General features: G+C 40.9%; 14 protein-coding genes and 1 pseudogene. 11 read left to right on the forward strand and 4 right to left on the reverse strand.

The genetic code is table 11. From position 1 onward, the window contains the following. Positions 1–213: 213 nt before the first annotated feature. Together pdsS and pdsR are read right to left on the reverse strand one after the other, a co-directional pair. Positions 214–2,355 carry a proteobacterial dedicated sortase system histidine kinase gene (gene pdsS, locus J8L73_RS00920; RefSeq protein ID WP_211014268.1) on the reverse strand — a complete coding sequence of 714 codons (2,142 nt, stop codon included), beginning with the start codon at positions 2,353–2,355 and terminating at the stop codon, positions 214–216. After that, positions 2,355–3,044, reverse strand: a complete 690-nt coding sequence (pdsR, locus tag J8L73_RS00925) for a proteobacterial dedicated sortase system response regulator (RefSeq protein WP_211014270.1) — start codon at positions 3,042–3,044, stop codon at positions 2,355–2,357. Before pdsR ends, pdsS begins: the two co-directional genes overlap by 1 nt. A gap of 202 nt (positions 3,045–3,246) precedes the next feature. Between pdsR and pdsO the strand changes: the two genes are divergently transcribed. The 3 genes and pseudogenes from pdsO to J8L73_RS19220 all read left to right on the forward strand — a co-directional run. Further along, entirely contained in the window at positions 3,247–3,978 is a 732-nt protein-coding gene (pdsO, locus tag J8L73_RS00930; RefSeq protein ID WP_211014272.1) for a sortase-associated OmpA-like protein PdsO, read from the forward strand. A 46-nt stretch (positions 3,979–4,024) separates the two neighbouring features. Continuing rightward, a complete protein-coding gene (locus J8L73_RS00935; protein WP_211014274.1) occupies positions 4,025–6,046 on the forward strand; it encodes a marine proteobacterial sortase target protein in 2,022 nt (673 codons plus the stop codon). A gap of 62 nt (positions 6,047–6,108) precedes the next feature. Next, positions 6,109–6,543 (forward strand): annotated as a pseudogene (locus J8L73_RS19220) (sortase); the annotation flags it as partial. Here the strand turns inward: J8L73_RS19220 and J8L73_RS00940 are convergent. Beyond that, a complete protein-coding gene (locus tag J8L73_RS00940) occupies positions 6,543–7,532 on the reverse strand; it encodes a DMT family transporter (RefSeq protein WP_210999346.1) in 990 nt (329 codons plus the stop codon). The pseudogene J8L73_RS19220 and the gene J8L73_RS00940 overlap by 1 nt on opposite strands. Positions 7,533–7,649: 117 nt before the next feature. Here J8L73_RS00940 and proB point away from each other — a divergent pair, with 117 nt between their 5' ends. The 6 genes from proB to J8L73_RS00965 all read left to right on the forward strand — a co-directional run bounded on the left by proB (position 7,650) and on the right by J8L73_RS00965 (position 11,987). Continuing rightward, positions 7,650–8,753, forward strand: a complete 1,104-nt coding sequence (gene proB / locus J8L73_RS00945; protein WP_211014276.1) for a glutamate 5-kinase — start codon at positions 7,650–7,652, stop codon at positions 8,751–8,753. 97 nt (positions 8,754–8,850) lie between these two features. Further along, on the forward strand, positions 8,851–9,105 hold the full coding sequence (locus tag J8L73_RS19225) for a hypothetical protein (protein ID WP_247659532.1): 255 nt from the start codon (positions 8,851–8,853) through the stop codon (positions 9,103–9,105). A 71-nt stretch (positions 9,106–9,176) separates the two neighbouring features. Continuing rightward, positions 9,177–9,572, forward strand: coding sequence for a GGDEF domain-containing protein (locus tag J8L73_RS19230; RefSeq protein WP_348771942.1), 396 nt, complete (start codon positions 9,177–9,179; stop codon positions 9,570–9,572). Between the two features lie 56 nt (positions 9,573–9,628). Next, a complete protein-coding gene (locus J8L73_RS00955; RefSeq protein ID WP_210999106.1) occupies positions 9,629–9,988 on the forward strand; it encodes a glutathione S-transferase N-terminal domain-containing protein in 360 nt (119 codons plus the stop codon). A 46-nt stretch (positions 9,989–10,034) separates the two neighbouring features. Then, the gene (gene gltX, locus J8L73_RS00960) at positions 10,035–11,519 is read left to right on the forward strand and encodes a glutamate--tRNA ligase (protein WP_211014278.1); all 1,485 of its coding nucleotides are present in this window, start codon (positions 10,035–10,037) and stop codon (positions 11,517–11,519) included. Between the two features lie 168 nt (positions 11,520–11,687). Further along, the gene (locus J8L73_RS00965) at positions 11,688–11,987 is read left to right on the forward strand and encodes a 2OG-Fe(II) oxygenase (protein ID WP_211014280.1); all 300 of its coding nucleotides are present in this window, start codon (positions 11,688–11,690) and stop codon (positions 11,985–11,987) included. A 9-nt stretch (positions 11,988–11,996) separates the two neighbouring features. Here the strand turns inward: J8L73_RS00965 and J8L73_RS00970 are convergent, their stop codons facing one another. Further along, entirely contained in the window at positions 11,997–12,389 is a 393-nt protein-coding gene (locus J8L73_RS00970; RefSeq protein WP_210999109.1) for a hypothetical protein, read from the reverse strand. Between the two features lie 167 nt (positions 12,390–12,556). Here J8L73_RS00970 and J8L73_RS00975 point away from each other — a divergent pair, with 167 nt between their 5' ends. Further along, positions 12,557–13,258 carry a DUF3581 domain-containing protein gene (locus J8L73_RS00975; RefSeq protein WP_211014282.1) on the forward strand — a complete coding sequence of 234 codons (702 nt, stop codon included), beginning with the start codon at positions 12,557–12,559 and terminating at the stop codon, positions 13,256–13,258. Positions 13,259–13,351: 93 nt separating this feature from the next. Then, the gene (locus J8L73_RS00980) at positions 13,352–14,599 is read left to right on the forward strand and encodes a DEAD/DEAH box helicase (protein ID WP_211014284.1); all 1,248 of its coding nucleotides are present in this window, start codon (positions 13,352–13,354) and stop codon (positions 14,597–14,599) included. Positions 14,600–14,650 lie beyond the last annotated feature (51 nt).

The following is a 14,650-nucleotide window of genomic DNA, read 5'->3' on the forward strand; positions in this document are numbered from 1 at the left end:
ATTTAGGTGATAAACGGTATTAAGTTGTTATTTTTAATGATTGTTTGTTAAGTTTAAGGCTTTGATATTTTACATTGGCAACTTTAATTTATAACTCTTAATTTAACCTAATTGTATATTTCATACTTGTGTTATTAATTTAAAAAACAATGCACCTTATTTAAAGCGCATCGTTTTAAAACTATTGGTTTACATTAGATCTAATTTTAGCTGTTAGTCTACTTTTGCTAATGGAAAATTAATCTTGAATATTACTCCGTTACCTTGCTGGTTATTTTGCGCGGCTACACTGCCTTTATGGTAATCGCATACCAGCCTTACAATATAAAGGCCAAGTCCTAAATGCGGTTGTTGCTGCATTTGCTGACTTCTTATCGATACCATAGAATCAAAAATATGTTCCGTTAACCCTTTTGGTAGTATAGGGCCAATATTGCATATTGATAGTTCAGCTACATTATTGACTTGAGCAAGCTCTACAGTGATGGCTGTACCTTCTTCGCAAAATTCCAACGCGTTATTAATTAGCTTATCAAGTAGCTGGGCTATAAATTCGGGAGCACCTTGCATAGGTAAAGGGTTTTGGCTTATATCAAGTTTAAATAATTGATCAGGATAAGTAAGTTGATAGCCTTGCATGCACCCATTTATGACCTTTTGTAAATCAAAAGGCTCGGGTTCATTACTTTGAATACTTTGCTCTAGGCGTGTGGCCTCGCTCATGGTGGTAATTATTTTTCCTAAACGCTCAACCCCTTCACTTGCGCGATCTAGGTATTTTTGACTTAGCTCGTTTTGTGGCAAGCTCTGTAAGTTTTCAAGTGATGAACGTACCACAGCAACCGGTGTGCGTAGCTCGTGAGATAGCCTCGACGACATATTTTCTAAATAGTCGGTATACCCACCAAGTCGACTAACAATGTTTGAGAAACTACGAGAAAGATCACCAATTTCATCGTTAGCATCGCTGTAATTAATGCTGCCGGTTATACGGCCTTGGGCATCAATTGCTTGCTCTGCGGTATCGCGCAATCGCCTAATGCGGCTCGATATTCGAGAGGCAAAAAAGAACAAGGTTACGGTGCCAATAAGCATCACCGCTAAAATAACGTTAAAGAGTTTTTCGAGCGATTTATTACGTAGCGTGCGTACGCCATTTGTGGTTTCCTCAGCAATGACTGCGCCTATGACATTATCGTCAATCCAAATAGGGTACGCTGCCGATAAAATAACGGCTTTGCTATCAGGCGTTAATCGCCACGATGATGCCGGCTGGCCTTTTAAGGCCTTTGCCAAATGGGTGCCTTGCATTGATGCCACATCGTGTAGGGTATCTAAAAATTCGTTTTCTGGGCGGGTTAAAATTTTATAATACAGTGGGTGCAAATACGTTTGCTCAAAGCGTTGCCATGCATTTTTAGGCGGCTGATTTTTAAGGCCATCGGCCCATACACCATCGGCATTTTGAATTGTGCCCGATTGCGCTAATACGCGATGGTGGTTATCTACTACCCAAATACGGCTACCACTGTGGCCCATACCTTTTAAAATGCGGTTAATTTCAGGAGACGGAACAAGCACTGAGCCTAGATCGCTAGGGTTATTTAAATTAGAAGTCGACATGGTTTTAGGCGCTGCCAATGCATTTTTACTATCTACATCAACGACGGCAAAACCAAGTTTATTACCAAGCATGTCTATAGGAAAGCGCAGCTCTACGTTATAACCTGATTTAGTACTTTCAAAATACCCTTGAATTTTTGTAAACGGTATTTTGGTATTGGCATCAAACGCATTGACCCAGCCATCTTGGCGCGGCGCAATAATATACGTTTGAAATTGGCCATCTGGGGTTTTTAAACCAATTTTTAAGTAATCGTTATTGGTAATACTTAAGCTGTTTTTAGCGCGATAAATTAATGTGTTATCAGTTACTTTAAATAGCGCATACAAATAATTATCAAGCTTACCCACCATGTGCTCAAACGATAAATCTCCGGCTTTGTGCTCTTTGTCTGCTTTTTGTAAATAGCGTTTGTCGTATTGCCAAAAGAGTGGTTGATAGCTTTGCCAGTCGCTAAGTTTGCCATCAAGCTGGATTGGGTTTTTAAGGTTATACGCGTATAGATCGCGCCCTTTTACTACTTGGTCTAAAAAGTTAGTTTGCTCGTCAAAGAGTGCGGGGCGCTCATGCAGCGCAGTAGCAAGTGCACGAGTAGTGCCTACGAGGGTTTTTTCTTGGCCTTGGCGTAAAAACTTTTCCATTTCCCATACGTATTCGTAGCCAAGCCATGGCAGTAAAAACAAAAAGCACGAAAGTAATATAAATTTACTGCGCAGGCCAAATCGTAGCATTAGTGTTGTTCCCACCTGTAGCCCATACCGTACACGGTATCTATGCAGTCAAAGTTGCTATCAAGTGCCATAAACTTTTTGCGAATACGTTTTACGTGCGAGGTTATGGTGCTGTCATCTACATAAATTTTTGCATCGCTCATTAAGTCATTACGGCTTTTAACATGCCCAGGACGCTGTGCGAGTGAGTGCAACATCCAAAACTCGGTGACCGTTAAATCAACTAATTGCTGTTGCCAAAATACCTGCATACGTTGCGTGTCGAGCACCAGCTGCCCACGCGTTATAAGTGCGTTGGCATCGGCGGGTTGATCAAGCGCTTCCATTCTTCTAAATAGTGCGCCAATACGCGCGGCTAAGTGTGCCAAGCTAATATCTTTTGTTAGGTAGTCGTCGGCGCCCATACGCAGGCCACATACTGTGTCTATTTCGCTATCGCGGGCGGTTAGAAAAATAATAGGCAGTGTTTTAGAAAGCGTACGCAAGGTTTGGCAAAGCAAAAAACCGCCATCTATTTCGTGGCCTAAACCTATATCAACAATGGCTAAATCGGGTAGGGCATCTTTAAATGCAATCTCAGCGCTCGGGCGATCTGCAAAGCCACTTACTTGGTAACCTTGTGCGCTAAGCATTTCAATATAGTTTTCGCGGATTGCTTTTTCATCTTCAATGATGGCTATTTTTTTCATTCTAATCATTATCCTATCTAACTTATTTTGCACTATATCGAAGTTTTTAAGCTGTGTACGGTTAAAAAGGCAATTGCCATTTTTTTGCCACAATTGCTCAGCGGTTTGCCATTTTTGCTCCCCTTTGTTGCCATTTGAAGCTGTTTTAATACACCCATCAAAACAAAACATCACAAATTAAAACAAGTTTAAGAGGACTACCATGAAGAAGACATTAATCGCATTAACGCTAGTCGCCAGTGTTTGTTCACCTGCATTTGCATCAACCGCTAATACGCCTTCTAAAGAAGCACATAAAGAAACCGCTATTGGTTTGGGTGCGGGCGCTATTATTGGCGGTGTGGTTGGCGGACCTATTGGGGCATTTATTGGCGCATTTGCAGGGGGCTTAATTGGAGACTCTAAAGTAGCCGATGATAAAATAGCCCAGCAACAACGAGCAATAACAGTAATGCAGGAAAAAACCAGCGATTACATGCACGTACTTAATCATAACAACATATTAGAGCAGCAGTTAGATGTGCTGGCTAATCAAAATGAGCAATTAACTCAAGCGCAAATAAATAACCTACTCGCCATGACCGTACAATTTAAAACTGGCTCAAGTGCTATAGCACCACACTTTGCACAGCAGCTTGACCAATTAGTCGCACTTTTAAATAGCCAGCCACAATTAGCGCTTGATTTAAGTGGGTTTGCTGATCAACGCGGAGACGAGCAAGCCAACTTTATATTGTCTAAAAAGCGTGTAAATGCAGTGCAAAGCTACCTAATAAAGCACGGCATTAGCCATAAGCGCTTAAGCACGCAAGCATTTGGCGAGCAGCAAACATTAGCTCGTAGCAACACCGTTGAGGATAACTTTTTTGATAGACGCGTAACGCTTACCACTCGTTCAATAAACCCGGTAAATGGCCAAACGGCGAGCAACTAAACCAAACCGAATTTAAGTAAAGCTAAGCGTTCGATGGAGTGATTTTATGTTGAGTAGCCCAACCAAAATGCTTACTAAAGTAAGCATTTTTATTTTCTTAGTGAGTGTGCTGTTGGTCAGTTTTAATAGCCATGCACAATCACCCAAGCTTGAACTTTTTGACAGTGGCGGCGCATCTTTAGCGCCAGCCATTATTTTAAAAAGTGACGCTAACATGACCCTAACAGGCTTAATTAATCATGTGGTAGTTAAGCAAACGTATCAAAACGAAAACCCGTTTGCGGTTAATGCGCGCTACGTTTTTCCGCTGCCTGATGAAAGTGCCGTGCACGCCATGACGATGCGTATAGGCGAAAGAGTCATTAAAGGTCAAATTGATAAAAAAGTGGAGGCCGAAAAAAAATACCACGCAGCTAAAAAAGCAGGTAAGCAAGCGGCTCTAGTACGCCAGCAACGCGCTAATATATTTATTACCAACGTAGCAAATATTGGCCCTGGCGAAAAGGTTGTTGTTGAGCTTGAGTATCAAGAGATTATTGATTACAGCAGCGGTACATTTGCTATCAGGTTTCCGACTACTATTACGCCACGCTATCACGCAATTAGCGGTGAAGCAGAGCTTAATGAGCAAAACCAAACTCGTGTAAACACCGCACCAAGCGGCAGGTTAGGCCCTGTTTACAGCGTGCAAAGCGCGACGCAAAGTCATGGCGATGCACTTAATAGCAAATTCAGCCTAAATATTGATATAGACGTAGGTTTAGAGCTGGTGGATATAAACTCTAAATTTCATAACGTAGATATTCATAACCCTGCATTTGGCCAATATACCGTTGCATTAAATGAGCAAAATGCCATAAACCGCGACTTTGTACTTGAGTTTAAACCGCTTCAAAAAGAAAGCGCTCAGGCGGCATTTTTTACCCAGCAGTTTGAAAATGGCGACCGATACGGACTTGCTATGCTAATGCCACCAGCAGATCACTTTGTGAAAACGCAGCGCCTACCACGTGAGATGGTGTTTGTTGTAGATACGTCAGGCTCTATGCACGGGCAATCTATGGAGCAAGCTAAAAAGGCGCTGTTTTATGCGCTTTCTTTACTCGATAGCGACGACAGCTTTAACATTATTGGCTTTGATAACCACGTTACCCCCATGAGCGATAACCCCCTCATTGCCAGCGATTTTAATTTGCGCCGCGCTGAGCGCTTTATTTATGGCCTAGAGGCCGATGGCGGCACCGAAATACAAGGTGCACTTAATGCAGTGTTAGATGGTAGTCGTTATGAAGGCTTTGTACGCCAAGTCGTATTTTTAACCGATGGCAGTGCAAGTAACGAGGATGCTTTATTTAAAAATATTCAGCGTAAATTAGGCGATAGCCGTTTATTTACTGTGGGCATTGGCAGTGCACCTAACAGCTTTTTTATGCGCCGCGCCGCTGATATAGGTAAAGGATCGTTTACTTTTATTGGCAATACAAATGAGGTGCAACCTAAAATGCAGCAGTTATTTGATAAGCTCGCCCACCCAGCTATTACTAATTTAGCGCTAAGTGATGAAAAGACTAACAGCTTAGATTTTTGGCCATCGCCCTTACCCGATTTATACTTTGGTGAACCTATTATGGTGGCTATAAAGCTTGATAATACAAGCAATGTGGTACTTACTGGGCAAACCGAACAAGGCCCATTAAGTATTAAATTAAGCGCACAAGATAGTGCAAATGCTAAAGGGATTGATAAGTTATGGGCTCGTCAAAAAATTAAGTCATTACTTTTATATAATGAGCAACACAAAGTAAAAGACGAAGTACAAAGTTTAGCACTTGCCCATCAATTACTGAGCCCGTTTACTGCTTTTATAGCCATTGAACACACTCAAATTAAAGAGTCTGCAAAGCAAACTGCACTGGCTAAAAACGCACCGCCACAAGGCCTTGTTATGCGCTTACCACAAACCGATGGGCAAAGTAGGTTACACATAGTATTTGGCTATATTTTATTATTAGGATTTGGCGCGCTTAAAATAAACCGAGGGTTTAAATTTACTAAGGAACATAAATGAAAAAGTGGCTAAGCGCGGGCTTACTAATCGCTGGGCTTGGGTTATTTGGTCACGGCGCTTATATGCAGGCAAAAGCGTGGCTTGCTCAAGTACTAATTGAGCAAGCATGGCAAGAGGCACTTCAATTTCCAAGCGCTAAAGTAAAGCCCTGGTTTTACGCCGACAGCTTTGTAACTGCACAACTTAATTGGCCTAATCATAACAAAGTACTGACTGTTTTAGCGGGGGCAAGTGGTCGTAATTTGGCATTTGCTCCAAGCCAATTTTTACCCGCAGGGGAGCTTGGTGGCAAAGCGTACGGTAATCAAAAGGGCGCGTTAATAGCTGGGCATAACGACACCCACTTTGCATTTTTACAAAACGCTAAAGTGGGTGAAACGTTCACTTTGCAATTGCAAAGCGCAGAGACACAAACTTACAAATTAACGGATATAGAAGTGATTCATCAATCCCAACATGAGTTTTTGCAAAAGCCGGGGCTTTATTTACTCACTTGTTACCCTTTTGACTCGCTTACTGCTGGTACTGATTTAAGGCTATTGGTTTCAGCTGAGTTAATGTCAGATAAAGTAGTATCTGCATTAATATCTTCGCCAGATTCACTAAGTGGAATATCAACCACTAGTTCTTGATGACGCTGGCTTATCATTACACCAATAAACACGACAAAGATACTCAGCCATTGCCAAACGTTAAGTACTTCTCCCAAAATAATGGCTGACAAAATAAGCGTAAATATAGGGATTAAATTAGAATACGCTGCCGCAGTTAATACCGACACTTTACTAATGGCATAGTTATACATGCCGTAGCCGCCAAGGGTGACGCACGAGCCTAAATATAAAATACTCATAAGTGCGGTTAAGTCGTGTTGGTTTTCGCTTGGCAAGTCGATAAAAAATAAAAAGGGCGCAAAAAATAAACTACCGCTAATGCCTTGAAGTGCAATAAGAGTAATGGGGGAGTAACGATTTGCTAAATGTTTAATGCTAACGGTATAAAAAGCAGCGCACACCATGGCCATTAATTCTAAAAAATTACCTAGTAGCGGGTTGGGTGCTTGCTCAGAGTTTGGAGAGAGTAAAGTAAGTAAAATACTGCCGCCAATACATAAGGTAAAACCGATAACAATGGCTTTACTTATGTACTCTTTAAGCATAAAAAACGCTAGTAACGCCACAATAATAGGCAAGCACGATACAATAACACCTGCCTGCGAGGCTGAGGTGTACTCCATTGCATGACCTTCAAATAAAAAGTACAAGCAAGGTTCAGCAAGCGACATTCCCAGTAAATATTTCCAGTCACCTTTTAAATATTCAAATCGAATAACGTAACGCCATAAACAGAGCGATAAAACTAACGTGGTCAGCATGCGCAAAAATATTACTAATGCGGGGTCGTAAATGGCAATAGCATACTTAAGTGCAATAAAAGAGCTGCCCCATAAAAAGGTGGCAATAATTAAACATAAACTGGCGGGCATAGCGGGTAATTTAAACAATAAAATATAATGCGATCCTAGCATGAATAATTTTAACTTGTTCAAAAATACCGAGCTGGTATAAGTTAAATTATCTAAAAATTTTAATAGTAAAAAATAATGCAAAGGGAACAGGTAATAGTTGTAAAGCTAGGTACAAGTGTACTTACTGGTGGCACCGATAAATTAGACAAAGCACACATGGTTGAACTTGTACGCCAATGTAGCGAGCTAAAAAAACAAGGTCACCAAGTCATTTTAGTATCAAGCGGTGCTGTCGCTGCTGGGCGCGAGCAACTAATTAAACCCTGTGGCCGAAGCCTCATTGATAAGCAAATGCTAGCAGCGATAGGGCAAGGCCAACTTATTCATATTTGGCAAAGCTTATTTGCTTTATATGGCATTAATGTAGGGCAGATGTTACTGACCCGAGCGGATGTAGATGATCGCGCTCGCTACTTAAATGCTCGCGATACACTCAACGCATTATTAAATTACGATGTAGTGCCCATTATTAACGAAAACGATGCCGTCGCTACAAGCGAAATTAAAGTGGGCGATAACGATAACTTATCGGCCCTTGTAGCCATTTTGGCGAATGCCAACAAGCTATTGCTACTTACCGACCAAGAAGGCTTATTTACCAGCGACCCGCGCACCAATGCCGATGCAAAACTAATTGACGAAGTAACCCACATAAACGATGAACTTCGCCAACTTGCTGGTGGCAGTGGGACAAATTTAGGCACTGGCGGTATGGCCACAAAACTCCAAGCCGCCGACATAGCAAGGCGTGCAGGGGTTGAGGTTATTATTGCCAAAGGCGCTGGCAACAACGTTATTTTAAAATGCATGAGTGAGCAATTACCGGGGACGCGTTTTTTAAAGCTGACCGCGCCAAAAGATGGCCGAAAAAAATGGCTAATGGCAGGGCCTAAAAGTACAGGCCAAATAATGATTGATGCAGGGGCCATTGCAGCACTGCAAAACAAAGGCGCAAGTTTGCTCTCTAAGGGGGTTACAAATGCGTTTGGCCGCTTTGAACGCGGCGACTTAATAGATTTAATTGATACTAACAACCAAGTTATTGCACGTGGCTTAACACGCTTCAGCAGCGTTGAGGTAAATAAAATTAAAGGGGCGCATTCAAATAAAATAGGCGAGTTACTCGATTACGACACAGGAGCAGAAGTATTGCACCGAGATGATTTAGTCTTATTTTAAACCTATTATTGTATGGGGATAAGGTGTTGCTAATAATTTAGCAAAACTGATAATTTTGTCTAAGCAGTTGAGGTAATAAACAGTTTAGGCATTTTTGATGAAGGCGAATAGTGGTGTTATTAGAAGTTATTTAGCGGTTTATCATTTTGGCGAAGTAATGGGGGTTTTATTAATAGAAACTCAGCATGGACTAAGTGAACGGACAGGCGCGTTGGCTATTCATATTTTAAATATTTATGCTAACCAACTTGGGCTTTTGTATAAATCGCGCTTAGACCCATTAACAGAACTATTAAATAAGCAAACTATCGACAAAAAAGTTATTGAAATAGTCTCAGTAATAGCTTTTTAAAACCGCGAAGTGAGGTTTCAAATAAGCGCCGATGGTATTTAGCCATTACCGATATTGATCATTTTAAAAACGTGAATGATAACTTCGGGCATGCAATCGGCTGTGGGGTTATTTTATTAGTGGCAAGGCTTTTAAAAAATAATTATAGATTAGTAGATTGCGTATTTAGATGCGGCGGTGAAGGGGTTGCCCTATTATTTCACACCAACACTGAGACTGAAGCGCGAGTAGCGCTTAATCGATTACGCTTAAATACTGCAGAGTATTTTTTTCCTCAAATAGTGCAGCTCACCATTAGTTGTGGCTTTTTAGGGCTGGCAAGTATTGATACGGTGTCAAGCATTGTTAATCAAGCCGATTTAGCGCTATACCACTTTAAAAATAATGGCCGCAACAGAGTAATGCCTTACAATGAATTAGGCGTAAATGGTCAACAACAAGTAGATAACAGTATTGAGCTTTTTTGATTGTAAATTTGTGCTAAAATCTGGCTCCTTAAATTGTTGTAGGCAGAGCATAAAACATGAAATTCGTTCGTTGGTTTTTAGGTTGTATAATTTTATTCTTTAATTTTGTATTTACTCCTCGCAGTAAAAAGCGTGCAAGCGACGAGCAAGCAAAGCTTGATCTACAAACTTCACAATTTAAACTCTATCAATTTAAATCATGCCCGTTTTGCGTAAAAGTGCGCCGTGCTATTAAGCGCGAGGGCTTAAAAGTAGAAACGCGTGATGCAAAGAATAATCAGCAATATCGTCAAGAGCTGTTAGAGCAAGGCGGCAAAATTAAAGTGCCATGCCTACGTATCGAAAAAAATGGCCAAGTAGAATGGCTTTACGAATCAAACGATATAATTGCTTACTTAAATAAAGTAGCAGCTTAAACGTAATCACATAATTTTTATCTCACTTATTTAAAGAGACATTACCATGACAATCCGTACTCGTGTTGCCCCGTCACCAACAGGTGACCCGCATCTTGGCACAGCTTACATTGCTTTATTTAACTACTGTTTTGCTAAACAGCAAGGCGGCGAGTTTGTTCTTCGTATAGAAGATACCGACCAAGTGCGCAGCACACCAGAATCAGAGCAAGCTATTATGGATAGCCTGCGTTGGTTAGGCCTTGAGTGGGATCATGGTCCTGATGTAGGTGGCGAATTTGGCCCATACCGTCAGTCTGAGCGTAGCGATTTATACAAAAAATACGCGCATCAGCTAGTTGATGATGGTAAAGCGTTTTACTGTTTTGCAACAAGCGAAGAGCTTGACCAAATGCGTGAAGAGCAAATGGCAGAAGGCTTGCGCCCTAAGTACGATGGCCGTGGTTTAAACCACACAGAAGACGAAATTAAAGCAAACTTAGCCGCTGGTAAGCCTTACGTTATACGTATGAAAATCCCAAGCGAAGGCACCTTTGTGTTTAACGATTACCTACGAGATGAAATTGAGATCCCGTGGGAAAACGTAGACATGCAAGTGCTATTAAAAGCCGATGGTTTCCCAACGTACTTTTTAGCGAACGTTGTTGATGACCACCACATGCAAATTAGTCATATTTTCCGTGGCGAAGAGTGGATTAACTCAGCCCCTAAATTATTAAAGCTTTACGAAGATTTTGGTTGGGAAGCACCCGTGCTAGGCCACTTACCATTACTGCGTAACCCAGATAAATCAAAGCTTTCTAAGCGTAAAAACCCAACATCTATAAATTACTACAAAGAAATGGGTTATCTACCAGAAGCTGTGCTTAACTACTTAGGCCGCATGGGTTGGTCAATGCCTGACGAGCGTGAAAAATTCACCCTTAACGAGATGATCGAACACTTCGATATGAAGCGTGTATCACTCGGTGGCCCAGTGTTTGACGTAGATAAGTTAAGCTGGTTAAACGGAACTTGGATCCGCGAAAATCTAACAGATGAAGAGCTTGTGAAGCGCTTTGTTGATTGGAAGTTTAATGGTGAAATGCTAGCTAAAGTATTACCTGAAGCTAAAACACGTATTAATACGCTGTCGGATATGGTTGATTTAGCAGGTCATTTTGTAGGTGGCATTCCAACTTACGATCCAGCACTTTTAACTGCGGGTAAAGCAGACGAAAATGTAATACGCCAAGCGCTACAATTTTTCGTATGGCAGTTAGAAGGCTTACGCAGCTTTGAAAAGCCTGCAATTTTTTCCATTGCAAAAGAAGTAGCTACATTCCACGAGCTTAAAATTAAAGACTTTTTAGAGCCAATATTTGTAGCAATTACCGGTAAAACATCGTCTACGTCGGTACTTGATGCAATGGAGATTTTAGGCTCTGACTTATCACGTGCGCGTTTACGTGTTGCACTTGCTCATTTAGGTATTTCTAAAAAGCAGGCTAAAAATATCGAGCGTGCGTACCGCACATACCCAAGTGCATAATGATTAAATAATGCACTTTTAAAAGCCGAGCTTATTAGGTAGTAAATAAGCTCGGCTTTTTTGTTTCAGGCTGTTTGGCTATATGCCATCGCGTTTTGATATTGTTTAGTTCAAGCATTGGCGCTTTAGCAAATGCTAAGATGCGCCATTTAAACAAAAGGAGTCAGTATGATCGCAACAGTTAAAAACAAAGCTATTTTTAGCAGCAATAAATTTTCAATAAACCTAGTCACTTACCCAACTAATCACAGCGTGATGAATCATATTGACCCGGTGCAACAAGGGCGCTACTACAAGCTTAATTTTGTACTAGTAAAACCCAAAACTGGCGGGGTGTTTAGATGCTCAAAATGCATTATTAATTGGTTTAACCGCGTTTATTTATTTAGACCCGATAAGTACGAACACAGCGTATCTAAAATCGAATCGGGTAAGCGCGTGCTACTTAGCTTTGCGCTTAATGTATAGAGTGTTTAATTAATAATCGTAGGCTTGTCCGGTACATAAAATAGATAAATCGCAATATGATACAGACGTTTCACTACAAGAATTAATAGTAAAAGCATTGCCGCCTCTGCGCATGACATCCGCTTTTAGTAAATCTATAGCGTCAGATTTAGAGCGGTTGTAGCTAGTATTGTTATTACCCATACCGTCGCCATTACAGCTTTCACCTTCAATTCGGCCTAAAAGTGTAGCGCCACTTTCGTGTGCTTCTTGGTCGCTATAAAACTGCTGTAAATCTCGTTTATTAACGTATGTACCTATTTCTTGAGATAAAATATCGTTATCTATATCAGTATGAAAAGTCACGCCAGAGCATCCAGCCAAAGTTGTTAGTACGCTTATTGTTGCTATAACACGTAGCATAATTATTAGTCCCTTATGTAGTTTGCTAAGTAAATTACTAACAAAAACAGAAGTGTGCAACATTTACTCTTAAATTAATTGTAAGGTTTAGTAAGTGATTCGACCTCTCTTTATTTTATTTCTGGTAGTATGGATAGGTTATAAGCAGTTTAAGCAGTGAACAAACTATGTTAAGTACTTATTTTCAGCAACATGCTGATTACGTTTCTATCTCTCGTGAGCAAGGTTGTCGTTTCGCAAAATGTGTTGCCGATGACTACAACCCACTTCATGACAAAGATGCTAAAAAGTTTTGCGCGCCAGGAGACTTACTTTTTTCTCTAGTGTTAGACCGCTATGGTATAAGTGAGCGAATGGAATTTACCTTTGCCGGTATGGTTGACGAAAACACTAAACTTAATTTTCCACAAGGGGATGACGAGTTTGATGTAACCAACGGTGATAAAGTAATTTTAAAGGTAAAACGCGAAGGTAAAACCAGCAAATGCCCAACACTTACTAATAGCTTAATAAAAAACTATGTTGAGTTTTCTGGTGCTGCGTTCCCTCATGTTATTATTCCGCTGATGGGTAAGCAAGATGTAATGATAAATCCAGCTCGCCCTATGGTTATTTATGAGTCGATGATTATTAACCTTGATAACATTGATATTCAAGCACCTACACTTGAATTTGCTGAACCCAGTTTTGAATACACAGGTAAACGCGGCAAAATTACATTGCGTTTTAACTTAATCGAAAATGGTGAAAAAGTCGGTTTTGGTGAAAAGCACATGGTGGTGTCGGGTATTCGTGAATATTGCCAAGCAACCGTTGACGATTTAATCGCATTTTATAATGAGCGAAAAGCCACATTAAAACCGGCTTAAAGTTTATTTTAAATAAAGGCGCTATTTATAGCGCCTTTTTTATTACTAAAGCTCAGGTATAATGGCGCTCTTTGTTATTTTTAAGCTAAGCCTATGTCTGCCTCATCATTTTCATCACTTAATCTCGATCCGTTATTATTATCAGCAATCGAGCAAAACAACTACACAACGCCTACCGCTATTCAGATTAAAACGATTCCGCACATATTAGCGGGTAGTGATGTAATGGGCAGTGCACAAACAGGCACGGGTAAAACAGCAGCCTTTGTATTACCGCTACTACATAAGCTTTTAAATACGCCTAAAAAAGATGAACCAGGTATTGCTAGAGTGGTTATTTTAACGCCAACGCGTGAGCTTGCTCAGCAAGTTTATGCCAGCTTTGAAAAGTACGCACAAGGCAGCAATATTAATGGCGCTTTAGCGTATGGCGGCGCAAGTATTGGCCCGCAAATTAAAGCACTTAAAACAGCGCAAGTAATAGTCGCTACCCCTGGACGATTACTCGATCATATAGTTAAAGGCAGTGTGATACTCTCAAGTGTTGATTCATTAGTGTTTGATGAAGCAGACCGCATGCTCGACATGGGCTTTATTGATGAAATAAAACGTATTTTGCGCCACATTCCAGGTGACCGCCAAACTTTATTGTTCTCAGCAACATTTGACGACAGCGTGTTTGAGCTAAGTAAAAAGCTACTTAAAAACCCTGAGCTTATAGAGGTTGATAAACGTAATTCAGCCGCCGTTGAAGTCGAGCAAGTTATTTACTCGGTAGATGAAGACCGTAAGCGCGAGCTGGTATCGCACATGATTGGCATGAAAAACTGGCGCCAAGTACTTATATTTACCCGCACCAAGCAAATGGCCGATAAGCTGGCCAAAGAAATGTGTAAAGACGGTTTAAAAACAGAATCCATTCATGGCGATAAATCGCAAGGCGCGCGCGACCGCGCACTACAAAACTTTAAAGAAGGCACTACACGCGTATTAGTTGCTACCGATGTAGCTGCGCGCGGGCTCGATATTCCTGCGCTTAAATATGTAATAAATTTTGAACTACCATACATAGCAGAAGACTACGTACACCGTATTGGCCGTACAGGCCGCGCCGGTGAGCAAGGCCTTGCAATGTCGCTAGTAAGTATTGATGAGCAATGGCTACTTGAAGAAATAGAAGTCTTACTTGATACGCGTTTAGCACCTCAATGGTTAGAAGGTTACGAGCCAGATTTAAACAAAAAGCCTAAAGATAATCGTAAAAACACCAATAAAGCGCGAAAAGATCGTGATAAAAAACGCATTACAGGTCAAAGAGCACCAAATAGACGCCGTAAGTAATAGCTTTTGTTTCGCTTTTTTGCCTATACTTGAGCTAATAAGTAGCTAAGG

The organism is Pseudoalteromonas sp. MMG006 (genome assembly GCF_018101025.1).
Classification (GTDB): domain Bacteria; phylum Pseudomonadota; class Gammaproteobacteria; order Enterobacterales; family Alteromonadaceae; genus Pseudoalteromonas.

What these genes read in the sequence shown, in the direction of transcription:
- pdsS (WP_211014268.1), bottom strand. Translation starts at nt 2,355, where the DNA reads ATGCTACGATTTGGCCTGCGCAGTAAATTTATATTACTTTCGTGCTTT.
- pdsR (WP_211014270.1), bottom strand. Translation starts at nt 3,044, where the DNA reads ATGAAAAAAATAGCCATCATTGAAGATGAAAAAGCAATCCGCGAAAAC.
- pdsO (WP_211014272.1), top strand. Translation starts at nt 3,247, where the DNA reads ATGAAGAAGACATTAATCGCATTAACGCTAGTCGCCAGTGTTTGTTCA.
- J8L73_RS00935 (WP_211014274.1), top strand. Translation starts at nt 4,025, where the DNA reads ATGTTGAGTAGCCCAACCAAAATGCTTACTAAAGTAAGCATTTTTATT.
- J8L73_RS00940 (WP_210999346.1), bottom strand. Translation starts at nt 7,532, where the DNA reads ATGCCCGCCAGTTTATGTTTAATTATTGCCACCTTTTTATGGGGCAGC.
- proB (WP_211014276.1), top strand. Translation starts at nt 7,650, where the DNA reads ATGCAAAGGGAACAGGTAATAGTTGTAAAGCTAGGTACAAGTGTACTT.
- J8L73_RS19225 (WP_247659532.1), top strand. Translation starts at nt 8,851, where the DNA reads ATGAAGGCGAATAGTGGTGTTATTAGAAGTTATTTAGCGGTTTATCAT.
- J8L73_RS00955 (WP_210999106.1), top strand. Translation starts at nt 9,629, where the DNA reads ATGAAATTCGTTCGTTGGTTTTTAGGTTGTATAATTTTATTCTTTAAT.
- gltX (WP_211014278.1), top strand. Translation starts at nt 10,035, where the DNA reads ATGACAATCCGTACTCGTGTTGCCCCGTCACCAACAGGTGACCCGCAT.
- J8L73_RS00965 (WP_211014280.1), top strand. Translation starts at nt 11,688, where the DNA reads ATGATCGCAACAGTTAAAAACAAAGCTATTTTTAGCAGCAATAAATTT.
- J8L73_RS00970 (WP_210999109.1), bottom strand. Translation starts at nt 12,389, where the DNA reads ATGCTACGTGTTATAGCAACAATAAGCGTACTAACAACTTTGGCTGGA.
- J8L73_RS00975 (WP_211014282.1), top strand. Translation starts at nt 12,557, where the DNA reads ATGTTAAGTACTTATTTTCAGCAACATGCTGATTACGTTTCTATCTCT.
- J8L73_RS00980 (WP_211014284.1), top strand. Translation starts at nt 13,352, where the DNA reads ATGTCTGCCTCATCATTTTCATCACTTAATCTCGATCCGTTATTATTA.